Source organism: Psychrobacter sp. NPDC078409, from assembly GCF_050268505.1.
In the GTDB taxonomy this organism is placed as follows: Bacteria; Pseudomonadota; Gammaproteobacteria; order Pseudomonadales; family Moraxellaceae; genus Psychrobacter.
This window is the reverse complement of sequence record NZ_JBNNGW010000001.1, coordinates 111,329-134,165: the sequence shown is the minus strand read 5'-3', so window position 1 is coordinate 134,165 and position 22,837 is coordinate 111,329. Positions and strand designations below refer to the sequence as shown.

Genomic DNA, 22,837 nt, shown 5'->3' with positions numbered 1-22,837 from the left:
ACCCTCAAAAAGTAACTGGCTTAAAACGATTCACAAGCTAGCTAAAGCATGGAGCACTAAGCCCACAAAAAAGCCCCATTTCTCTTCTCTTATGTTTATAGAGGAGAAATGGAGCTTAATGTTAGTCACTTACTGACTTATAGCTATCAATATAATCTTATAGTGCTAATAGCAGCCCTAATAACTGGATTCACGATATAAGGTTTGATGTGCTTCTATTCTAAAGTCTTCAGCGCTGACAGCAGGTGTTATACCATGTGCACTGTACTTAGCTTGTATGATCTTTTCTTCCTCACGAAATAGCACGTTTTGCGCTTCTTGCTTGAAGTCATGATAGCTAAGGGCGGTGTCATCTTCATGACCGTCAATAACTATAGGTTCGCTAGGCTGGTTTTGGCTATTCGAATGCTGTTGTACAGTCTGATTAGCATTAGCCTCTTTAGTAATGTTGCTGACTGTTAAACCGTTATTAGTCGTCGACGCTTGAGATAGCGTGGAAGAAATACGGTTAGACATATAGAAGGCGGATATTAGAACAATACAGATGACACTGATAATAGCAAAAACAAGACTACGTGGTCTGATGCTTTTTGGCTCGATATCATTATTCACGTTTTCTGATTCATTCATCGTTACGTACCGTATAATTCATATCATCAATGGCACATAACCGCGCCTTTTACATAATGATACGAATTTTATATTGTGTTGCAACAATTTCTAGTACGAACGTCTCGAATAAATTGATAGACGGTTATTTAACTGTCTGAAATGGTATAAAACATAGCCCCTTTAATCGTTGGTTTCGCGGTATAAGGTGGTCTGCGACTCTTGTCTAAAGTCCTCATAAGTTATAGCAGCTTCCTCAGTAGCTGTAACAGTGGCATCATTTTCTGGTGTAGGAGCTTCAGAAGTTGACTCTCGCTCATTAGCAGCTGGCAGGTCCTGTCTATTGTTGTCCAAAGCATCTTGCTGAGTAGTGGCTGGTTGCGTACTTACAGGGTCAACGCTATCCGTAGTTGTTTGACTATCAGTAGACAGTGCTGGATCAGCACTAACAGCTGGTGTACTGTCTATCTCTACATTACCATCAGTGCTGTTGACTATACTATCAACCGTAGAAGTAGATAAGACTCCTGAAAATACAAGCATTAATGCAATAGCAATCAATACGATTAAACCAATCGACATAGCCATCATGAGAGGTTTCTTGCTTTTGATCACTTTATTGTCTATGACTGGCTCTTCGATAGCTGATTCAGACACATTCTCAATTTTTAAAGAGATGTTTAAAGAATCATCATCTGATATATCATTTATGTTAGATTCACTATGGTCAATCGTAGAGGATGACTCTGTTTGATTGCTACTATCTATATTGTTGCGATCTATATATTCTGAGGCTTCTGTATCTGAACTGACATCATTGACATCATTGACATCAATACTAATACTGTCGCTATCATTGGCGATATTCAGCACATTATTTTCAGATATATTTTCAAATACTGTACTTGTATTTGAAGCTTTAGAGGGAATGTTTGCTGCTGTAGCATTTTCCGTTTCTAGCAATAATTCTTGTTCACTGCTTTGATCTTCAAACAGTTGCAACTCTTCTGTACTCAAGGGTTCGAAAGCGGCAAGGTTCTTTGCACTTTCTAGTGTTTCAAACTCAGCCTGATCGTTCTCTTCAGAACCATGGACTCGATTAATAAAGCGTTCGTAGATGTCATTGTTATTACGCTTACGCGATTTTTGGTCAATAATTCTAGCCAATTTTTCATCAAAATCGGTGCCAGCGTCTTTTTTTTCGTCGCTCATAGAATAATACCAAACCAGTTTTTCTACTGGTGTTAAATGATTGCTAGAATGAATTTTCTTACTATAGTGTAACAGTGTTATTAGCCAACAATATAGTTGCTCAACCTATTATCTTCAAGCACAATTTATGGGATAACGCTAATATTGATAAGAACTATTCTAAATAATATGATAAATCAACCTTAAGAACTGATCTATGTAGAGATAGCATAGACTATGACAGGCTCAATAGTATGGATTTAAAACAGCTTAATGCGTTTATCGCGGTTGCCGATTTGCGCAGCTTTAGCGCTGCCGCCACCAAGACAGGACTGTCACAGCCAAGCCTGAGTCGATTGCTAAAACAGCTAGAGACTGACATGGGCGTGGTGCTTATTGATCGTTACCACAGACCACTACATCTGACAGAAGCAGGCAGTTTTTTCTACGATAAAATAAGCACGATACTGACCGAGATTGATACCGTGACTAGTATGACTCAGCGTCTATCAGCACCAAGCAGCGTTTTAAATATAGGTTTTGTGCCCTCAGTGCTATATGGTCTGTTGCCTGAAATCATTGCCACGCTTAAACAGTTCAGCCCTGATATCGACGTTAATTTAAAAGACATTAGCTCATATCAACAAATCGATGCCCTCAAGTCTGGTGAGATTGATATTGGTTTTGGCCGATTTGCCCATCAAGATCCATGGATTCAGCAGATTCTGCTACGTCATGAACGCTATGTGGTGGCATTGCCAAAATCACATCCGCTTGCCAATGTACGTAAGCAGCGCTTGATAGACCTAGCAAACAATCGCTTAATTTTATATCATCAAACACATTTGCCAGTATCGTCCACGGTGACGACAGAGACAAGGACCCAAGCAAACGACAAGTTATCTACAAATAGAGTCAACCGTGCTGCTACTCACGAAGCAGCATCTAGCGAGCCTATTACTGAGCCTTTACTACATCTTTTTGCCCAGTATGGCATCTCACCTTTCATGACCACGACAGTCAGCGATTTGCAGGTAGCATTGGGACTGGTCGCGGCAGGAGAAGGCATTACATTGGTGCCTGCCAGTTTGCAAACCGTACGTACGGAACAGATCAGCTACCAACGTTTGGTTCATGAAAATGTTACCTCCCCTATTTATTTACACACCCTCAAAGACTTTGTACATCCCAAAATACCTGACTTGCTTACGGCCATTTATCACGTCTACGAACAGCGCGGCATTACTTATCGGCAGCAAAATTTTGTGTCACAGGCCTAAATGGGCAGATATCCGATGAATATTGTGTTATAAAGAACCGCCAAAAATAATTCATTTTAAATATTGATATTATTTTATAAGTATGCTAACTAACAAGAATAGCAATGCAAACAAATAGTAATAATAACTAGAATAATCATTCTCCTAGACAGTGTTGGTGTGATAAAGTCGATACGATGTAAATCGTTTTATATTTAGACGATTTATAGGACGTTCTTTCATGATCATTGGCAAGCTGACACAGGTAAGTGATAATTTGCTGTTTTAACCATTTCGAGGTATTCATGTCCATACAACAACTCAACAACCCAAGTGCCCCTGACGATAGCGTTGCCTCGCAACAAGAGGGCTTTAGCTGGCGCATCTTTGGTCCAGGCATTTTGATGGCAACTGCTGCCATTGGTGGTTCGCATTTGATTTCATCAACACAGGCCGGTGCTATCTATGGCTGGCAATTGGCCATTATGATTGTATTGGCCAACGTGTTTAAGTATCCGTTTTTTCGCTTTGCAACTGACTACGTCTACGATACTGGCGAGAGTTTGATTGCAGGCTATGCCAAACGCTCAAAGGTATATCTTTGGGTATATTTCATTCTTTCTATCTTGTCAGCGGTTATTAGTACGGGTGCGGTCTCACTTATTGCGGCCGTAATTTTGGGCTTTATGTTGCCAGCCTCACTTGGTCTGTCGACAATGGCGTTATCTCTCATTATCGTCGCGGTCTCTTGGTTCTTTTTGATTGCAGGGCATTATAAGTTGCTCGATGGTGTGACTAAGTGGATTATGATTGCGCTTACCACGGCAACCGTTGCTGCAGTTATCATTGCTGCTGGCAAGCCAACCGTTATGGCAGTAGATTTTGTGGTGGTCTCTCCTTGGAACCTAGCCACGTTGGGCTTCATCGTAGCACTTATGGGCTGGATGCCAGCACCGCTAGAGTTTGCAGCGATTACCTCTATGTGGACCTCTGCCAAAGTCAAAGCAGATCACACCACGCATAGCCAAGGCTTGTTAGATTTCAATGTTGGCTATGCAGTATCAGCGATATTAGCGTTGTTCTTCTTATCGTTAGGTGTGTTTGTCCAGTACGGATCAGGACAAGAGATTGAATTGGTCGGCGGTGCTTATATCAACCAGTTAATCAATATGTATACCGCAACCATTGGTGAATGGTCGAGATTGCTGGTCGCTTTCGTCGCCTTTATGTGTATGTTTGGCACGACCATCACCTGTGCTGATGGCTATGGACGTGCTAATGCTGAATGCTGGCGCCTGCTAAAAGGTGAAAGCGAAATCAATAAAAAGCAAATCGCTTTTTGGACGACCTATGCCATCGGTGGTGGTCTAGTAATTATCACTTTCTTCACAGGACAACTAGGCGCTATGCTTAAGTTTGCCATGATATCGGCGTTCGTCTCTGCGCCTATTTTTGGTTGGTTAAACTACTCATTGGTTAAAAAGCATAAGAAACTGTCAGCAGGTATGAACGCCCTGTCTATCGCGGGTCTAATATTCTTGGCAGGCTTCGCGTTATTGTTCTTGGCCAATATGGCAGGTTTATTTGCTTAACCCTTTGCTTAATTTAAAACTCATCGCTTAACAATCTTATTTAAGCGAAACATAAGCCCTAATAGCCTAGCTGTTGGGGCTTTTTAATGGGTGTAACTATATCAATAAAGCAAGGCAGCTTTAGTAATTGTAACTAAATGTAAAAAATAGAAGATTCTAAAAGCTGTGATTTTAAGCAATATGAATACTTATTGTGAGAAATTACCAATAACTGCATAATGCTATTTGAATAATGAATACTATTAAAAAAACTACATTCAATTATTATTTAAATTAAATATTTATTGAGAACTCAAACTTTTCAGGCATGAATAATTGAGTATAATCAGCTACAACAATTAGAATATTTTCCCTCCATGTAAGGACAATCATATGACTTCATCTTCAGCAGGCGCGCGCTTTCGCAATGCCCTCACTCAAAAAAATGATAACAACCAACCATTACAGATTGCAGGTGCTATCAATGCCTATACAGCGATGATGGCGACCCAAGTTGGTCACCAAGCGTTGTATCTCTCTGGTGCTGGCGTGGCCAATGCCTCATTTGGTTTACCTGATCTCGGTATGACCAGCCTTGATAACGTACTAGAAGATGCACGCCGTATCACTGATGCAGTCGACACCCCATTATTGGTCGATATCGATACGGGCTTTGGTGGCGCATTTAACATCGCTCAAACCATCAGAAAGATGGAAAAAGCAGGCGTCGCGGCAGTACATATAGAAGACCAAGTGGCGCAAAAACGTTGTGGCCATCGCCCTAACAAAGAAATCGTTAGTATCTCAGAGATGGTTGATCGTCTAAAAGCGGCGTTGGACGCAAAGACTGACCCTAACTTTGTAGTGATGGCTCGTACAGACGCTCTATCAGTAGAAGGTTTGGACGCTGCTGTTGAACGTGCCGTTGCCTTCCAAGAAGCGGGCGCAGATATGATCTTTGCAGAAGCGCTGACCGATATCGAGATGTATCGTAAGTTCACTGATGTGTTGGATATTCCAGTACTAGCAAACATGACAGAGTTTGGTCAGACAGATCTATATACTACTGACCAGTTGTATAGTGTGGGTGTCGAGATGGTGCTATATCCACTATCAGCATTCCGTGCGATGAACAAAGCGGCATTGAACGTTTATCAGCACTTGTTAGATGATGGCACGCAAGACAAAGTCGTCGATACCATGCAAACTCGCATGGAGCTATATGATTTCTTGAATTATCATGAGTTTGAGCAGACACTAGACAAGCTATTTGCTGATAATAAGTAGTTAATAACTAATAATTGCCAAGTAGCAACGCCGAAACGATAAACCGCCTCTGTGTGCTTTATCGTTTCAAAACTCGTCTTCATTTACCTTTAGGTTATTTATGCCATTTTTTACTGCTCATACGGTTGTCAAATCCTCACTACTTAGTAGCACGCTTGCGGCGCTGTTGTTCATGACGGGCTGTGATAAAACACCAGAAAACGTCGACGATACTACCAGTGATACGAGCGAAACTGTTGTTAGCGAAAGCGAAACTGCGCCATCAGAGACTGATGCTCAAAATGACTTGATCATGACGACGATTACGTTAGATACCGTCAACAGCCTATTGTTTGCACCAATCATTAATAGCGGCGCGCTCAGTGCAGAGCAAGTCAGCTGCCTTGAATCACGCGACAAAGATTTGGGTAAAGCGGAAGTCGATCGTTTCTATAAAAGTCAGTTTACCGATGCGGAGTTAAAAGAGTTAGATGACTTTTATACGTCGGATGTGGGTAAAAAATTACTTGCTTTTGGCAATGAGCAATTGCGCGTCATGAATGGCGAAGAAGTAGCAACGCCAATGGCTGACCCTACCCCTGAAGAAATGAATGAGATTCAGACATTTATGGAGTCACCACTGGGTGCCAAGTATATGAAGATCAACAATGCAGAAGGCGAAGGCAGCGCGATGGAAGTCTTAAATGGCCCTATCGAAGCTGAGTTTGAGCGTTGTAACGTCGATTTAGACGGTCCACAGCCTGAACAGCCTGCATAACGCTAAACTGGCGCTGTAGTCATTAACCAATAAATTTATTGTCAAAAACACCGCTTTCACTCAAAAAAGCTACCAACAAAAGGAATGTAAACATGGCAGCACAGAAAGAACTTTCAGGCGCAGGTCTACGTGGACAAGTCGCTGGTAAAACCTCTCTATCTACCGTTGGCAAATCAGGCTCTGGTCTGACCTATCGCGGTTATGATGTATCAGAGCTGGCAGATAAGTGTATTTTTGAAGAAGTGGCTTATTTGCTGTTATACGGCAACTTGCCTACTCAAAGCGAGCTTGACGCCTATCAAGCCAAACTAAAAAGCTTACGCGGCCTACCACAAGCGTTAAAAGACGTGCTTGAACGTATTCCAGCCGACGCACATCCAATGGATGTGCTACGTACTGGCTGCTCTATGCTTGGCAACCTTGAAACCGAAACTGATTTTGCTCAGCAAAACGATCAAACTGATCGTATGCTAGCGGCCTTCCCGTCGATTATCAACTATTGGTATCGCTTCACCCATGACAATGTACGTATCGAGACCGATACAGATGATGCCACCATTGGCGGTCATTTCTTACATTTGCTCAAAGGCGAAAAACCAAACGAGCTACACGAGAAAGTAATGAACGTCTCGCTTATCCTTTATGCAGAGCATGAGTTTAACGCGTCGACCTTTACCGCTCGTGTGTGTGCATCTACCTTATCTGATATTCATTCTTGTATCACTGGTGCAATCGGTTCACTACGTGGTCCATTGCATGGTGGAGCGAATGAAGCGGCGATGGATATGATTGAAGGCTTTAGCTCACCTGATGAAGCCGAAGAAGAAATGATGGGCATGTTGGCTCGTAAAGACAAAATTATGGGCTTTGGTCATGCGATCTATAGCGAGTCAGATCCGCGTAACGTGGTGATTAAAGGTTGGGCTGAGAAGCTAGCTGCGGACGTTGGTGACGAAGTTTTGTACCCAGTATCAGTACGCTGTGAAGAAGTCATGTGGCGTGAGAAGAAGCTGTTCTGTAATGCTGATTTCTTCCATGCTTCTGCTTATCACTTTATGGGTATTCCAACCAAGCTATTCACACCTATCTTTGTCTGCTCACGTCTGACTGGTTGGGCAGCTCACGTGTTTGAGCAACGTGCCAATAACCGTATCATTCGTCCAAGTGCAGAATATACAGGTGAAGATCTGCGCCCAGTACCAGATATGAGCGCGCGTTAAACGGCTGTTATTTAGCAATTATTAAGATGATTTGTGCTAAATAATCTTATCAGCTAGCGGCAGTGTTAGCTGATACAGGTATGATGATTGAGCCTTGCTATGATCTTTGCAGGTTTAATCGTCATACGCTATCTTTTTTATAGACCACGCCCTTTTAATTTTCAATATCGCTTCTTTAGCAAAGCCTATGATAACGAACGATGATTTTGCTAAAGGAATGAATTTTTACCTAATATCCACGCTTAACTACTTATTATAATTAGCCAACAGCCAAAGGTGACTTATGGACAACGCCCTAGTACAACCAATGAACGATGAATTTAAAAAGCCACTTCCCGGTACTGACCTTTATTATTTTGACACCCGCGAGGCTGTCGAGAGTATTGAAGCTGGCGCGTATGACAAGCTACCGTTTTGCTCAAAAGTATTGTGCGAAAATCTAGTACGCCGTTGCCCACCAGAAGAGTTAACCGATGCGCTAAAACAGCATATCGAAGGCAAGCAAGATCTAGACTTTCCTTGGTACCCTGCCCGCGTGGTTTGTCATGATATCTTAGGTCAGACTGCCTTTGTTGATTTGGCAGGTTTGCGTGATGCTATCGCTGAACAAGGCGGTGATCCGTCTAAAGTAAACCCTATCGTGCCAACTCAGCTTATCGTTGACCATTCATTGGCCGTTGAGCACGCAGGCTTCGAAGATAACGCATTTGAGAAAAACCGTGCGATTGAAGAGCGCCGCAACGATGATCGCTTTCACTTTATTAACTGGTGCCAGTATGCCTTTGACAATGTGAACGTCGTACCGCCTGGTAATGGCATTATGCATCAGATTAACCTAGAAAAAATGTCACCTGTCGTACAGGTCGTGCACAATAAAGCGGGTGAAGAAGTTGCGTTTGCCGATACATTGGTTGGTACTGATAGCCACACGCCGATGGTCGATGCACTAGGCGTTATCTCAATCGGTGTTGGCGGTTTAGAAGCCGAAAGCGTCATGCTGGGTAACCCATCATATATGCGCCTGCCTGATTACGTTGGTGTCAAGCTCACTGGAAAATTGCAAAAAGGCATCACTGGTACGGATCTCGTACTGGCGATGACCGAGTTCTTACGCGACGCAGGTGTGGTCTCTACCTATATTGAATTCTTTGGCGACGGTGCACGCCAGCTAAGTGTCGGTGACCGCGCTTCTATCTCCAATATGACACCTGAATATGGTGCCACTGCCGCGATGTTCTATATCGATGAGCAAACCACTGACTATCTACGTTTGACTGGTCGCTCTGAAGAGCAGATTAAATTGGTTGAGCAATACGCCAAGCAAACGGGCCTATGGGCTGACGGCATGGAAAAAGCCGAGTATGCCCGCGTGCTTGAGTTTGATCTATCATCAGTAGTACGTAATATGGCAGGCCCTTCGCGTCCTCATGCGCGTGTATCGACCACTGACTTGGTTGCCAAAGGTATCGCTCATGGCGCTGATGAAAAACTACCTGAACCAAAGGATGGTTTGATGCCAGATGGCGCGGTTATTATCGCTGCTATCACCAGTTGTACCAACACCTCAAATCCACGCAACATGGTTGCCGCAGGCCTTGTCGCCCGTAACGCTAATGCCAAAGGCTTGCTACGTAAACCTTGGGTAAAATCTTCACTAGCGCCCGGCTCAAAAACCGTCAAAATGTACTTAGAAGAAGCAGGACTGATGCCTGAGTTACAAGAAATCGGTTTTGACGTGGTTGGTTTTGCCTGTACGACGTGTAACGGCATGAGCGGTGCGCTCGATCCTGATATCGAAAAAGAAATCATTGATAACGATTTATTTACCACGGCTGTGCTATCTGGTAACCGTAACTTTGATGGTCGTATCCATCCGTATGCTAAGCAAGCATTTTTGGCATCGCCGCCACTGGTTATTGCTTATGCCATTGCTGGTAACATCCGCTTTGATATCGAAAAAGACTCATTGGGTAAAGACCAAAACGGCAATGACGTCTATCTAAAAGATATCTGGTTTGATGATGAAGAGGTTGATGCCATCGTCGCTGCTGCTGTTAAGCCTGAACAATTTAATGCCGTATATATCCCAATGTTTGATGAAGCCAAAAAAGACACAGGTAAGGCACTAAGCCCATTATATGACTGGCGTGAAATGACCACTTATATCCGCCGTCCGCCGTACTGGGAAGGCAAAATGGCTAAGAAAAATAAACTGACAGGCTTACGTCCGCTTGCAGTCCTTGGTGATAACATTACAACCGACCATATGTCACCATCAAATGCCATTCTTGGCTCATCAGCAGCTGGCGAGTATCTCGATACCATGGGCTTGCCTGCTGAGGACTATAACTCATACGCAACCCATCGCGGCGACCATTTAACCGCGCAACGTGCCACCTTTGCCAACCCTAAACTATTGAACGAAATGGTACGCGATGAAGATGGCGAAGTTGTCCAAGGCTCACTGGCGCGCGTCGAACCAGAAGGTCAAGTCATGCGCATGTGGGAAGCGATTGAGACCTACATGAACCGTGAGCAGCCGCTTATCATCATCGCAGGTGATGGTTATGGTCAAGGCTCAAGCCGTGACTGGGCTGCCAAAGGCGTCCGTCTCGCTGGCGTAGAAGCTGTCGTTGCTGAGGACTTTGAGCGTATTCATCGTCAAAATTTAGTGGGCATGGGCGCGCTACCGCTACAGTTCGAAGAAGGTACGACTCGCCATACGCTAAATATCGATGGTACAGAAACGTTTGATGTTACGGGCGAAGTGTCTGCTGGCGGGCTGATGACTCTAGTGATTCATCGTGCCGATGGTAGTACCACTGAGACACCTATTATCTGCCGCTTAGATACGGCTGATGAAGTAAAAATGTACAATGCTGGTGGTATGCTACAACGTTTTGCTAAAGAGTTTATCGAAGGTACGCTAGATATTGTCTAGCATTATCCTGTAGGTTTTAGCATGATAAATAGCAAGATATAAAAGTCGCCGATGTTGTATAACTTGTTTATATGACATCAGCTTTTATTTGCTTTCACGTTCTATACATTGGCTTCCTCATTTGTATCTAAATATTAGGTAGTAGCTAAATATTGAGTTTGCTTAATTAATGGCGTAATATGTACTATATATTGTACAAGTTACAAAGTACATCATGAGAGGAGTGAGCCATGAGAGTCGTTAGTTTTTCAGAAGCCAGAAAGCACCTAAAATCCGTCTTAGATACGGTAAACGATGATGCCAACGCTACTATCGTAACCCGCCGTGACGCTGATGATGCGGTTGTGATGTCGCTTGATTATTACAATAGCCTGATGGAAACCGTCTATCTACTCAAATCTCCTGCTAATGCGGCTCACTTAGCGGACTCTATTGCCCAATACCAAGCTGGCAAGACTGTTACGCGTGAATTAATTGATATGGTAGATGACAGTGATGATAATGATCATACGGATAGCAACATTGAAAATGCTTGAGCTCAAAGGCTTTAATAAACATAAAAGGTCTGATAATGAATGAGCAACTAGCATGGACAGATGCTGCGTGGAAGGACTATCTGTACTGGCAAACACAAGACAAAAAAACAATCAAACGCATTAACAAACTCATTACCGAATGTAGGCGTAGTCCATTTGAAGGCATTGGCAAACCTGAACCTCTAAAAGAAAACCTATCAGGATTTTGGTCCCGACGCATTGATGACGCTAATCGTTTGGTATATGCCGTCGATGATAATTACCTCACGATTATTTCTTGCCGCTATCATTATTAACGAGCGCTCTTAGTCGTTTGGGTTTGTTTGTCGATTACACTACACCCAATCTTATAACAATATAAAAAGGACTTAATAAAGTGGCCCAAACTAACTCTCAATCAAAACCCTTTTTTGCCCCGCAAATATCCGTTCCTGCTACCTATATGCGCGGTGGTACCTCAAAAGGCACTTTCTTTAAATTATCTGATTTACCTGAGCGTTGCCAAGTCGCTGGCAAGTCACGTGATAACTTCCTATTACGGGTCATCGGCAGCCCAGATCCTTACGGCAAGCAGATTGATGGTTTGGGCAATGGTAGCTCTAGTACGTCAAAAACGGTAATTTTATCGGCTTCTGAAAAATCAGACCACGATGTGAATTATCTGTTCGGACAAGTTAATATCGCCAAGCCTATGATTGATTGGGCGGGTAACTGTGGCAACTTAACTGCGGCCGTTGGCGCCTGTGCGATTAATATGGGTCTAGTCGATGCTGACAAGATTGCTAATAGTATCGACGACAATGCAGATAGCGGGATTTTTGAAGTACGCATTTGGCAAGAAAATATCGGTAAAACGATTATTGCGCATGTGCCTGTCTATTTAGATGAAAAAAACAAAGTACAAGTTCAAGAAACGGGCGATTTTGAATTAGATGGTGTAACCTTCCCTGCTGCTGAAGTCAAAATTGAGTTTATCGATCCTGTAGATGCCACCAGCGATATGTTCCCTACTGGCAACTTGGTCGATGACTTCGATGTAACTGGCTGCGGTTTAAATGCCGATAGCATCAAAGCGACCTTTATTAGCGCAGGCATCCCAACCATCTTTATGAAAGCAGAAGATTTAAACTTTACTGGTACTGAATTACAAGGCGACATCAATAGCGATGGTGAGCTACTTGCCAAACTTGAGAAAATCCGTGCCACAGGCGGTGTAGCGATGGGATTATTTAAAGATGTGAGCGAGGCACAGACCAGCCAACACATTCCTAAAGTCGCTTGGGTTGGCGCAGCACAGAGCTATACCGCCTCTAGTGGTAAATCGGTCGATATGGACGAGATTGACTTAGTCGTACGTGCCATGAGTATGGGTCAATTGCATCATGCCATGATGGGCACAGCAGCAGTCGCTATTGCCGCCGCGGCAACCACACAAGGCACACTCGTCAATCAAGCAGCAGGTGCTGGCGAGCTGACAGAGGTGCGTTTTGGCCATCCATCAGGGACATTACTCGTCGGTGGTAAGACTGAACAGGTCGATGGACGCTGGCAAGCCAAAAAAGTATCGATGAGTCGCTCAGCAAGGCGTATCATGGTTGGTGAAGTTTTTGTGCCAGCGGATGCGTTTTAAGCGTAGTCATGGCTTATTTCAATTTGCGATAGAGTTTTATGCCAACATCTCCCCAACCCCGCCGTGTACAGCTAGACAAAAAGCCTCCCGTCGAGAAAAAAGAACGACGAGCGCTGCTTTGGGATATTCTAAAAAAACTGGCGGTATTTGCTAAACCTTATCGCCTGCTTATTATCGCTACCTTAGTGCTGACCGCCCTAGGTTCTTTTACCGCTCAGGTCAATGCGTTTGTACTGCGTTATACCGTCGATACCTTGACCGAAATTGCCACGCTTGCCGAGCCATGGCAAGCAGGTCTGCGTATGTTAGGTATTATTAGTGCTGTATTGCTGACCAAAGAGATCCTGTCGATATTCATCTCTTTTGGTCAGCGGTTTTTTGGTGAAAAAATTCGTATCAACTTATCTCGTGACTTGTCCCAAAAAATCATTGAGCGCATCCTTACCTATCGCATGGCGTTTTATACCAGTAGTGAAAACGACAGTGGTAAATTGCAAACCCGTATTGATTACGGGGTTAGCAGTCTTACCAGCCTAGTGCAAAACTTCTTTATCGACATGCTACCGCTATTTGCCAATGCAATTGTGGCACTTATCATCATGTTTTCGACCAATTTTTGGGTTGGTATGGTCGGTCTTATTATCATACCCATTTACTTCTTTATCAGCCAAAAACAAGCACGCCGTCTGCAAGGTTTTCGTCGGCAGATGAGGGGGTTTCGAGAAGCCAAAAGCGGTTTGGTGATCTCTTTGATTAATTCGATTAGCGTGGTGAAATCCTTTGTCCGTGAGTCCATCGAGGCTGAGAAGCACTTAGCCATTCAAAAAGAAATGACTGACAACCAGCTGCGCATTCGTAGTATTGGCTTTATTTATGATGCCATCAAAACCTTTATCGAGCAGATTGGTGTGGTGGTTATCATCCTTCTCACCGCTTATTTTGTGCTAAAAGGCGAGATGACTATTGGCATGATTTTGTTTCATGTCATGCTGTTTCAAAACGTCGCCGCCCCTATCCGTCAATTACACCGCATCTACGACCAGATCAATAATGCATTGACCTATGCCGAAGGTTTTTTTGATATTTTAGAAGATGACAAGCAAGTCGAAAACATCGATGGTATCAGTAGCGAAAACCTAAAGGGTCATATCGATCTTAAAAACGTTGATTTTACCTATCCTAATGGTACCCAAGCGCTAAAAAACGTCAGCTTTACCATCAAGCCCAATCGTATTACCGCGTTGGTCGGCCTTTCTGGCGCAGGCAAAAGTACCATCATCAATCTATTGGTCAAGTTCTATGCCCCAGACGCTGGCACGATTTGCCTAGATGGGCATGATTTGGCTGACTGTGATACCCACGAATTGCGTCAGCGCATCGGCCTAGTACTACAGAGCAATCATATTTTTTCGGGTACTATCAGTGAAAACATCCGTTATGGCGATATGAATGCTAGCGAAGATGACATCATCGTGGCTGCGAAAAAAGCCTCTATCCACGAGCAGATCATAGGGTTAGCTGATGGCTATGAGAGTACTGCCAAATCCTTATCAGGTGGTCAACAGCAGCGTATCGCGCTGGCAAGGATGTTTTTAAAAGACCCGCCTATTGTGTTTTTGGATGAGCCGACAGCCAGTCTAGATGCTATCGCCAGTCAGCAGGTCAAAAAAAGCCTAGATCTGATCAAAAAAGACCGTACCGTCATTATGGTCTCGCACAATATCGCCCAAATTATCGATGCCGACGATCTCGTGGTGATAGAAAATGGCGAAGTGGTTGAGACAGGTACACACGAGGTACTTTATGCTCAACGCGGCAAATACTTTGAAATTTTCAGCGCTATGTCTGATAGCCTAAACTTAGACAAAATCAGCCAGACCCTAAACGGTTAGGAATGGTTAATGCCTGCCTAAATCGTTATAATGCCAATCTTTTACTGCCTATTGCCAGAAGCTAGCCCACTATGACTTGTGAATTTTCTTTAAAAACCTTTGACGAGCTGACCTCAGTTGATCTTTATCATATTTTAAAGGCGCGCTCGCAAGTGTTTGTCGTCGAACAAAACTGTGCCTATCAAGATATGGATGAAGTGGATTTTGATTGCTTGCACCTAATCGCTCATCAAAACGCAGCATTGGTGGGCTATTGCCGTATCATTCCACCTGAGTTTAATAAGCTAAAATCCAATCTATCAGTAGCTGATCCTGCGATTAAGACCAACCACACCGCGATGCCTGCTATCGGTAGAGTGCTTGTACTATCAGAGCATAGAGGTGATGGCCTAGCACGGCAGATGATGAATCAAGCTATTGCGCAGTGCCGAAAAAAGTACGGTAAAAAGCGTCCGATTATCATCTCGGCACAGGTTTACTTACTTAGTTTTTATGAGTCGCTAGGTTTTGTGCCTGAAGGCGAGCACTACCTCGAGGACAATATCGAGCATGTAAAAATGGTGCTATACGTTGCTAAGAAAAACAAAATCAAAAAAGAGAGCACGGATACTGCGTCAACCATGACCAAAGTTTTAAGTTTCCTGCTGTTTATCATGGCTGCTTTGTTTGTTTTAGGTCTGTTGTACTTAATGATTTAGACCGCTGCTAACGTCTTAATTCTTAACATAATTCAAATTGGTTGTTCCATATTGAGTATGCTACTTTTAAATAATGATTCCTTTAAAAGGATGGCTGAGATAATCAGCTCAGTCTCAGTCAAGGAAGTAGCACACTCAGGATGAGGAACCAACCATGTCGAATAATCACTTAGATAACCATTCAAATACAAACGATGCGACGGTAGAGAGTAATGTCCGTCCAGAATATGACAATGAAATTCAAAAAATCGCCGATTACGTTCTTAATTATTCAATAGACGAGCAGTCCCTAAACCCTACTGATGCGTGGAATACCGCACGCCACTGTCTAATGGACACGCTTGGCTGCGGTTTATTGGCGCTGCGCTTCCCCGAGTGTACCAAGCACTTGGGGCCTGATTGCTTCGATCAAATAACACCGCATGGCGCTCGCGTCCCTGGCACCTCCTATAGACTAGACCCCATCAAGGCCGCTTTTGATATTGGCTGTATGGTGCGCTGGCTTGACTATAACGATACGTGGCTTGCTGCCGAATGGGGCCATCCTTCTGATAATCTGGGTGGTATCCTGGCGGTCGCCGACTATATTAGTCAGAAAAATATCAGCCAAGGACAAGCACCACTGACCATGAGAGCAGTGCTTGAAGCCATGATAATGGCGCATGAAATTCAAGGCGTACTGGCACTAGAAAACTCATTCAACCGTGTGGGGCTCGATCATGTATTTTTGGTCAAGTTAGCATCAACAGCCGTCGTTGCAAAACTTTATCAGCTGCCCCGTGAGCGCATCATGGCAGCCATCTCACAAGCCATCGTCGATGGTCAGGCACTGCGCACCTATCGGCATGCACCCAATGCTGGCAGCCGAAAATCATGGGCAGCAGGCGATGCAACCAGCCGTGCGGTACGTCTGGTAGATATCACAGCACGTGGTGAAATGGGTATCCCTGGCGCACTAACCGCACCGCAGTGGGGATTCTATGATGTGCTATTTAGCCATACCAATAAGGATCTAGCGATCAAGCCTGAAGGCGAACGTCGCTTTAAATTCCAGCGTGATTTTGGTAGTTACGTGATGGAAAACATCTTATTTAAAATAAGCTTTCCGGCTGAGTTTCATGCTCAGACCGCTTGTGAAGCGGCTGTCATTTTGCACCCACATGTGAAAGGTCGAATTGATGATATTGAAAAAATTGTCCTAACCACCCATGATTCAGCGATTCGCATCATCTCAAAAGAAGGCGCGCTTGCCAATCCCGCCGATCGAGATCACTGCTTACAATATATGGTGGCTGTTCCCTTATTGACAGGCGATCTGATGGCGGAGAACTATGAAGATGATTATCACGAAGAGCATTTATCAATCGATGAGCTGCGTAGCAAGATGGTAGTAGAAGAAAACGCGCAGTATTCAAAAGACTACCATGACCCCAGTAAGCGCTCTATTGCCAATGCCATTCAAGTATTTTTTACAGATGGCACCAGTACAGAAAAAGTGGCTGTAGAGTATCCTATCGGGCATAAACGCCGCCGCGCTGAGGGCATCCCTGTACTGGAAGCCAAGTTCCGCGCCAGTCTGGCAACTCGCTTTATCGACAGTCGTGGTCAGCAGATAATTGAGCTGTGCGATGATCAAGAAAGACTAGAACAAACACCCGTTAATGAGTTTATGGCGCTATTTATGGCTTATTAGTATTGTAAGGTTGGTTTCTTAGTGTTCTCACCTACCCTATCAATATAACTCATCATCACGTTACCAAGGTATTGACTCTCCAGCCCAATCGACAAAACTGCCTGACTGGGTAGCAGTCATACCTGAAAGCACTTCCAATAAGCACTCCGCGCTATATGCTGGCGAGAATAGATGTCCTTCAGCGACATTGCCTTGAAACGGTGCAGAAAGTTGGGTATTTACGGTGCCTGGTTGCATAACCACCACGCACACATCTTTAAGTGATCTGCCCCATTCGATACTCAGGTTTTTCATCCCCATATTAAGAGCGGCCTTGCTCATTCTATAGCTATACCAGCCGCCTAGCTGATTGTCAGTGATACTACCGACGCGGGCTGATACGGTCGCAAAAATAGCAGGGTGACTGGCGTTGCGATCAGCCTTGGCGAGCAACGGTTTGATGTGTTTGGCTATCAGCAAACTTGCTAGCGCATTGATTTGCATATTTTGCAAAAAGAACTCTGTTTCCATCTGTCGCAAGGCCTTTTCTGGCTGCGCTGTCTCTGTATGTAGTAATCCTACACAGTTGATTACCCAATCCACATGACCGACTGTCTGTTTGATGGTATCGGCAGCTTTTTTAATACTATCCTCATCACTGACATTCATTGGTAGCCAGTGCAGGTTTTCTGCTTCAATGTTTGGCCCATTTCGATGATAAGTAGCAAATACTTGTGTGCGATGGCTTTGATGAGATTGACTGTCCATCTGACTCACAGTCGTTTTCTGTATTAGCTGCTGCACCATGGCCTGACCAATACCACCTGTTCCGCCGATGATAAGATAGGTTTTATTATTCATTTCGTTATTCATATGGCACCTTCCTTTTTTTAATATGTCTCTTTGATACGCTTTTTGACACGATTGGGTTTCATTTATTCATTTTGGCTGACTTTATAAGCGTTTACTATGATAAAAATAATACAAGTCATCCTCATTCTATATACGCTACAATAATCTATAACGATTAGAACGCGCATTTTTTGCTTCCTATTTCTTATATTGACGCCTTCATACGGATATTATCGCATTATGCTATCACCCCAAGATCAACTGACCGAGCTGGTACGAGCCTTAGAGACCGATCAGCACGTCTTTGCCACTGACCCGTTATTAATCACGGAAAAGCTACAGGGCGAGGATGGCACGCCTATTCAAAAGCTGCATCGACGGGCGTCACGTATAGATAGTAACGGGGCGCTTGAGCGTGTGCTAGGCAAGATTGATGGTCGCATAAAGGGTATTATGATCGTTATGAGCGTGGTGTGGTGTATCTCAGGGTTTTTGGGGTTATTTACGTTATTGCAGTCTAATGTTGTGAATTTCTTTTATGTGTTGGTCTGTCTGCTTGGCTTTCATACCATTATGCTTGGTGGCTGGCTTGCCATGACCCTTGTCAATCGAGATCAACAATCGCCCAGTTGGTTTGCGAGCTTTGTCAGTCCAAGTTATCTCATACGCGGTAAGGACGATGTGACCAAGGCGGCCGTCGATCTGTATGAGCGCCAGTTACAGCACAGCGGTATGCGTTGGTATTTGGGGCGGTTTAGCCATCAGTTGTGGCTCGCGACATTGACCGGTATGCTACTTGCAATTATATTTTTACTGATTGTGCGTCAGTATAGCTTTAGCTGGGAGTCAACCTTACTCTCTGATCAGGCGCTTGTGAGCCTGACTCAGATATTAGGTTGGCTACCTAGTATGGTGGGATTTGGTGTGCCAGACAGTACAGCGATCGCACAGAGCAGGCTTGTCACCGAAGCCATGCCGCTGTCTGTTGCACGGCAATGGGCAGGGTTACTAGTTGGTAGCTTGCTGATGTACGGCATTGTACCGCGAGCGATAGCATGGGCATTTTGTGCATTGATATTCCGCCGCAAAAAAATGCGTTTGGATATCAAACAACCCTATTATCAAAAAATCCTAAATTTTTGGCAGCGGCATGTGGTTGATGCTGATGATTTTACTGAGGCGCCAGCCCCTATCGCACCAAAAGCGACAGTCAGTGCGGGCAAGAAGTTAGTTGTGCTGCTTGAATACCCTGCAGATCAGGATAAATGGTGGCAGTCAGGGCTTGATGGCAGTCATCATGGTTTTGAACAATCAAGCGAGGTTGAGAATTTTGGTATCGTCGATGACCGTGATGATATGGCACGGCTCAAAAATTACTTAGATGCGCATCCTGTACAGGTCTTGCTTGGGATTCATAGCAATGCATTGCCAGACCGCGGTACGCTACGTAAACTTGATCAAATCGCTGCTCACGCCAAAGATGGGCTTATCGTACAACTGCTAGGTAATAAAAGCGTTTCTACAGGATTGACTAACGCACGTACCGATGATGAGCCATTAGACAAACAAGCGGTTCGTTATCAGCAGTGGCAAACGGCGCTCTCTGCACGAAAAATTGGCTTGGTTGATATAGCTACTTAACACATTTTAATTTTTAATCTGTTACTCAAGTATGAACTTATCATTATGACTCGCATGATATACAATAAATAAATATTATAGGTCTATTACCTCAGGCAATCTTAAAGACTTATTGATATAACAGTTGTTAGAATACATTTTTTGATAGCTGTGACGTCATATCAAGACGACAAGGATGTTTTATAGTGGCTAGGAGCCCAAGATGGCAGCAGACAATTCCCTTATGACCTTAGGTCAGTATGGTCAACTATTGGATGGTTACCGAGAGGCGTTAAACCAAAGTATCTTAACGGCTGCGCCAGAGGCGTGGCAGCCAATGCTGGCGAGTATTCTACCTGCGTATTGGCAGGAGTGGCTACTACCGTTGGCTGGAGGTCCATTTTTCTTGTTATTTTTGGCAGAATGGCTCTATCAGTCCAAGCGCGGCAATAGTAAAAGCTTTAGTTGGCGCCGTGCGATGACCAATTTTAGTTTGGGCGGCTCTTATCTAGGGTTTGAATTGATTGTCCAAGCGCTTATCGTCATACCTATCTGCTTATGGTTATATCAATATCGCCTATTTACTATTGAGGTGACATGGCTTACCGCCATCCCTATATTCGTCGCGGTTGAGTTTAGCTATTATTGGTTCCATCGTGCGTCACACCGTATGAATTGGTTTTGGTCAGCGCATGTCGTGCATCATTCAGATGACCATATGAATCTGTCCACCGCCATGCGCCAAAGCCTACTGTACTCAGTGACGGGTTGGTGGTTGTTCTTTGTGCCGCTTATGATGCTAGGGGTTCATCCAGTTTGGGTATTTTTCTTTTATGCTTTAGATTTGATTTATCAATTCTTTATTCATACCGAAACCGTAGGAAAATTTCCAAAATGGGTTGAGTATGTCTTTGATACCCCATCCAATCACCGTGCCCATCATGGCACCAATAACGAATATATTGACCAAAATTACGGCGGCGTTCTCATTATTTTTGATCGCTGGTTCGGCACTTATGTAGAAGAAGATACGGTCAATAACCCCGTCAAATATGGTGCCGTTGGTGAAACCAGCCACGATAATATCATTAGCCTGATATTTGGCGTCTTTTACCGTATGTGGCAGCGCTTTTTTCGTGCTAAAGGGCTTAAGAAAAAGCTCAAGGTACTGCTGCGTCCACCAAGTGCTGTTTAATATAGTCAATTCTCTATAAATTGGATACGGTGTCAGGCTCGCTTAGCCTACTACTTGTAGTGCTTTCATTCGGCTGCCTTGTATCCAAGTTATCCAAAGTATATTGAACCGACCTATGATATGGACAATACGCATTCATAATCGATACCCAATCAGATTTGCTTTACAATAAATGGCTACTGTGTATTTTTGCCATCAATAAATATAAGACGTTACTATGAATAATGACAATAAAAATAATCATGAGAACAATAAGCCTACAGGTATGTTTGCGGACAAAGCTTATGAGACGACCCCTGATGTTTCAAGCACTCCTTCAGACAATACATCAAAATACACAGTAGCTCAGTCAATAGCTACTCAGGATAATCAACCTGTATCAACCGAAGCATCAGCAACGACAGCACCAGCGTCAAAGATGACAAAGAAAACGATTGCCAGTGGTGAACCGCTTAAATTGGCGGTCGTCGGTCATACCAATACGGGCAAAACCTCTATATTGCGCACGTTATTGCGAGACGTATATTTTGGCGAAGTCAAAAACGAAGCGGCGACCACGCGTCACGTCGAGCAAGCACAGCTGACAGACAGTCGCACTGGTGAGGTGCTAGTGGCATTATACGACACACCTGGTCTGGAAGATGCTTCAGGGCTTATGGACTGGCTAGATGATAATACTGCCAGTCGCCGTGATGGTATTGAACGTCTGCAACAGTTTTTGGCGGCGGATGTCGCTCAAGGTGCAGACAGTTATGACTTGCCCTATGATTATAGCCAAGAAGCCAAAGTGATTCGTCAGCTGCTGACAAGTGATATGGCCATTTACGTGGTAGATGCTCGTGAGCCTGTATTGGGTAAATATAAAGATGAGCTAGCGATTTTATCTTGGGCTGCGATTCCTGTGATGCCTGTTTTTAATTTTACAGACAGCCAGAATGCCAATATCGACGACTGGCAAACGATGCTGGCAAGACGCCATCTGCATATTTCAACGCGTTTCGATTCGGTCGCGTTTGAGTTTGAAGATGAGATGCGTCTATGGAAAAACCTAGCCACCATGCTTACTCACTCTGAAATGCTTGAGCAGTTGATGCAACGTCGAACGGAAGACTGGGCGCAGCTGTATGATGAGGCCAATATCATCATCGCTGACTTTTTATTGAATGTCGCCGCCTTTGTACGCGAGATCAATGAAGATGACGACCCACTTCCTGTACTACAGCAAATGCAAGAAGCGGTCAGGCAAAGTGAACGTGCGATGCAGCACAACCTACTTAACCTTTATAAGTTTTATGACAATGCGGTCGCAGCAACACCGCTTGAACTACAAGCCTATCAACAAGACCCTTTTGACCCTGAACTTCTCAAAAGCTACGGCATTCGTACCACTTCTGGTGCAGCAGCAGGTGCGCTGCTCGGATTGGGCATTGATGCGGCAGCCCTAGGTACGACACTGGGATTGGGTGCCGCAATAGGTGGTATCGCAGGCGGGTTGCTATCAAACACCAGCAGCATTGCCGATAGGATTACTGGGGTGAAACGCTTATATATCGACCCTGCTACGTTGACGCTATTAGCCACGCGAGCATTAGACTTACTTACGGCATTACGTCATCGTGGTCATGCTGCTACAGACGCTACTCAGTTATTATATAAGGGCGAAAACAGCAGTCTTGAAACGTCGCTAACTGACGACGGTGACCATGCAGATGAAGACAATAATCCAATTACTGTATGGCCAGCACATAAATTACCAAGTGAGCTCAAAAAAGCCCGAGGTAAACCGCAATGGTCGTCGCTAAGCAGCGGTAAGTCTGAACAAGCTCAGTTATTACGCACAGACATGGCATGGTCACTGTCAGGTAAATTGCAGTCGTATAAGCGTGAGTCATAAATTACTAGCTAAC

At 44.1% G+C, this 22,837-nt stretch carries 18 protein-coding genes; 15 read left to right on the top strand and 3 right to left on the bottom strand.

Features of this window, described 5'->3' with window-relative positions:
• Window positions 1–177: 177 nt before the first annotated feature.
• A complete protein-coding gene (locus ACQKC9_RS00430; RefSeq protein ID WP_427620090.1) occupies window positions 178–630 on the bottom strand; it encodes a hypothetical protein in 453 nt (150 codons plus the stop codon).
• 162 nt (window positions 631–792) lie between these two features.
• Window positions 793–1,821, bottom strand: coding sequence for a hypothetical protein (locus tag ACQKC9_RS00425; protein ID WP_427620089.1), 1,029 nt, complete (start codon window positions 1,819–1,821; stop codon window positions 793–795).
• Between the two features lie 233 nt (window positions 1,822–2,054).
• On the opposite strand from ACQKC9_RS00425, the gene ACQKC9_RS00420 reads away from it, so the two are divergent.
• From ACQKC9_RS00420 to ACQKC9_RS00365, 12 genes are all read left to right on the top strand, one after another.
• Entirely contained in the window at window positions 2,055–3,080 is a 1,026-nt protein-coding gene (locus ACQKC9_RS00420) for a LysR family transcriptional regulator (protein ID WP_427620088.1), read from the top strand.
• 284 nt (window positions 3,081–3,364) lie between these two features.
• Window positions 3,365–4,651 carry an NRAMP family divalent metal transporter gene (locus tag ACQKC9_RS00415; RefSeq protein ID WP_427620087.1) on the top strand — a complete coding sequence of 429 codons (1,287 nt, stop codon included), beginning with the start codon at window positions 3,365–3,367 and terminating at the stop codon, window positions 4,649–4,651.
• A 372-nt stretch (window positions 4,652–5,023) separates the two neighbouring features.
• Complete coding sequence (gene prpB, locus ACQKC9_RS00410) at window positions 5,024–5,917, top strand: methylisocitrate lyase (protein WP_427620086.1); 894 nt, start codon at window positions 5,024–5,026, stop codon at window positions 5,915–5,917.
• A 100-nt stretch (window positions 5,918–6,017) separates the two neighbouring features.
• On the top strand, window positions 6,018–6,674 hold the full coding sequence (locus tag ACQKC9_RS00405) for a DUF2059 domain-containing protein (protein WP_427620085.1): 657 nt from the start codon (window positions 6,018–6,020) through the stop codon (window positions 6,672–6,674).
• Window positions 6,675–6,766: 92 nt separating this feature from the next.
• Window positions 6,767–7,894 (top strand): bifunctional 2-methylcitrate synthase/citrate synthase, encoded by a 1,128-nt coding sequence (gene prpC / locus ACQKC9_RS00400; protein WP_298809825.1) that lies wholly within the window; start codon window positions 6,767–6,769, stop codon window positions 7,892–7,894.
• 307 nt (window positions 7,895–8,201) lie between these two features.
• Window positions 8,202–10,835, top strand: a complete 2,634-nt coding sequence (gene acnD, locus ACQKC9_RS00395) for a Fe/S-dependent 2-methylisocitrate dehydratase AcnD (protein ID WP_427620450.1) — start codon at window positions 8,202–8,204, stop codon at window positions 10,833–10,835.
• A gap of 230 nt (window positions 10,836–11,065) precedes the next feature.
• Window positions 11,066–11,371, top strand: coding sequence for a type II toxin-antitoxin system Phd/YefM family antitoxin (locus ACQKC9_RS00390; RefSeq protein WP_427620084.1), 306 nt, complete (start codon window positions 11,066–11,068; stop codon window positions 11,369–11,371).
• Window positions 11,372–11,406: 35 nt separating this feature from the next.
• On the top strand, window positions 11,407–11,667 hold the full coding sequence (locus tag ACQKC9_RS00385; RefSeq protein WP_194364443.1) for a Txe/YoeB family addiction module toxin: 261 nt from the start codon (window positions 11,407–11,409) through the stop codon (window positions 11,665–11,667).
• 80 nt (window positions 11,668–11,747) lie between these two features.
• Complete coding sequence (gene prpF / locus ACQKC9_RS00380) at window positions 11,748–13,001, top strand: 2-methylaconitate cis-trans isomerase PrpF (RefSeq protein WP_427620083.1); 1,254 nt, start codon at window positions 11,748–11,750, stop codon at window positions 12,999–13,001.
• 38 nt (window positions 13,002–13,039) lie between these two features.
• Window positions 13,040–14,893: an ABC transporter ATP-binding protein gene (locus tag ACQKC9_RS00375; protein ID WP_427620082.1), complete on the top strand. Its 1,854-nt coding sequence runs from the start codon at window positions 13,040–13,042 to the stop codon at window positions 14,891–14,893.
• Between the two features lie 71 nt (window positions 14,894–14,964).
• Complete coding sequence (locus tag ACQKC9_RS00370; RefSeq protein WP_427620081.1) at window positions 14,965–15,591, top strand: GNAT family N-acetyltransferase; 627 nt, start codon at window positions 14,965–14,967, stop codon at window positions 15,589–15,591.
• 154 nt (window positions 15,592–15,745) lie between these two features.
• A complete protein-coding gene (locus tag ACQKC9_RS00365) occupies window positions 15,746–17,284 on the top strand; it encodes a bifunctional 2-methylcitrate dehydratase/aconitate hydratase (RefSeq protein ID WP_427620080.1) in 1,539 nt (512 codons plus the stop codon).
• A 60-nt stretch (window positions 17,285–17,344) separates the two neighbouring features.
• On the opposite strand, the gene ACQKC9_RS00360 is transcribed toward ACQKC9_RS00365, so the two are convergent.
• Window positions 17,345–18,136 (bottom strand): SDR family oxidoreductase, encoded by a 792-nt coding sequence (locus tag ACQKC9_RS00360; RefSeq protein ID WP_427620079.1) that lies wholly within the window; start codon window positions 18,134–18,136, stop codon window positions 17,345–17,347.
• Window positions 18,137–18,355: 219 nt separating this feature from the next.
• Here ACQKC9_RS00360 and ACQKC9_RS00355 point away from each other — a divergent pair, with 219 nt between their 5' ends.
• From ACQKC9_RS00355 to ACQKC9_RS00345, 3 genes are all read left to right on the top strand, one after another.
• A complete protein-coding gene (locus tag ACQKC9_RS00355; RefSeq protein ID WP_427620078.1) occupies window positions 18,356–19,756 on the top strand; it encodes a DUF2868 domain-containing protein in 1,401 nt (466 codons plus the stop codon).
• 202 nt (window positions 19,757–19,958) lie between these two features.
• Window positions 19,959–20,930 (top strand): sterol desaturase family protein, encoded by a 972-nt coding sequence (locus ACQKC9_RS00350; RefSeq protein ID WP_427620077.1) that lies wholly within the window; start codon window positions 19,959–19,961, stop codon window positions 20,928–20,930.
• Window positions 20,931–21,348: 418 nt separating this feature from the next.
• On the top strand, window positions 21,349–22,824 hold the full coding sequence (locus ACQKC9_RS00345) for a DUF3482 domain-containing protein (RefSeq protein ID WP_427620449.1): 1,476 nt from the start codon (window positions 21,349–21,351) through the stop codon (window positions 22,822–22,824).
• Window positions 22,825–22,837: the final 13 nt, after the last annotated feature.

What these genes read in the sequence shown, in the direction of transcription:
- ACQKC9_RS00385 (WP_194364443.1), top strand. Translation starts at nt 11,407, where the DNA reads ATGAATGAGCAACTAGCATGGACAGATGCTGCGTGGAAGGACTATCTG.
- ACQKC9_RS00350 (WP_427620077.1), top strand. Translation starts at nt 19,959, where the DNA reads ATGGCAGCAGACAATTCCCTTATGACCTTAGGTCAGTATGGTCAACTA.
- ACQKC9_RS00365 (WP_427620080.1), top strand. Translation starts at nt 15,746, where the DNA reads ATGTCGAATAATCACTTAGATAACCATTCAAATACAAACGATGCGACG.
- ACQKC9_RS00370 (WP_427620081.1), top strand. Translation starts at nt 14,965, where the DNA reads ATGACTTGTGAATTTTCTTTAAAAACCTTTGACGAGCTGACCTCAGTT.
- ACQKC9_RS00390 (WP_427620084.1), top strand. Translation starts at nt 11,066, where the DNA reads ATGAGAGTCGTTAGTTTTTCAGAAGCCAGAAAGCACCTAAAATCCGTC.
- ACQKC9_RS00420 (WP_427620088.1), top strand. Translation starts at nt 2,055, where the DNA reads ATGGATTTAAAACAGCTTAATGCGTTTATCGCGGTTGCCGATTTGCGC.
- ACQKC9_RS00430 (WP_427620090.1), bottom strand. Translation starts at nt 630, where the DNA reads ATGAATGAATCAGAAAACGTGAATAATGATATCGAGCCAAAAAGCATC.
- prpB (WP_427620086.1), top strand. Translation starts at nt 5,024, where the DNA reads ATGACTTCATCTTCAGCAGGCGCGCGCTTTCGCAATGCCCTCACTCAA.
- ACQKC9_RS00405 (WP_427620085.1), top strand. Translation starts at nt 6,018, where the DNA reads ATGCCATTTTTTACTGCTCATACGGTTGTCAAATCCTCACTACTTAGT.
- prpC (WP_298809825.1), top strand. Translation starts at nt 6,767, where the DNA reads ATGGCAGCACAGAAAGAACTTTCAGGCGCAGGTCTACGTGGACAAGTC.
- ACQKC9_RS00425 (WP_427620089.1), bottom strand. Translation starts at nt 1,821, where the DNA reads ATGAGCGACGAAAAAAAAGACGCTGGCACCGATTTTGATGAAAAATTG.
- ACQKC9_RS00355 (WP_427620078.1), top strand. Translation starts at nt 18,356, where the DNA reads ATGCTATCACCCCAAGATCAACTGACCGAGCTGGTACGAGCCTTAGAG.
- ACQKC9_RS00375 (WP_427620082.1), top strand. Translation starts at nt 13,040, where the DNA reads ATGCCAACATCTCCCCAACCCCGCCGTGTACAGCTAGACAAAAAGCCT.
- ACQKC9_RS00360 (WP_427620079.1), bottom strand. Translation starts at nt 18,136, where the DNA reads ATGAATAACGAAATGAATAATAAAACCTATCTTATCATCGGCGGAACA.
- ACQKC9_RS00345 (WP_427620449.1), top strand. Translation starts at nt 21,349, where the DNA reads ATGACAAAGAAAACGATTGCCAGTGGTGAACCGCTTAAATTGGCGGTC.
- ACQKC9_RS00415 (WP_427620087.1), top strand. Translation starts at nt 3,365, where the DNA reads ATGTCCATACAACAACTCAACAACCCAAGTGCCCCTGACGATAGCGTT.
- acnD (WP_427620450.1), top strand. Translation starts at nt 8,202, where the DNA reads ATGAACGATGAATTTAAAAAGCCACTTCCCGGTACTGACCTTTATTAT.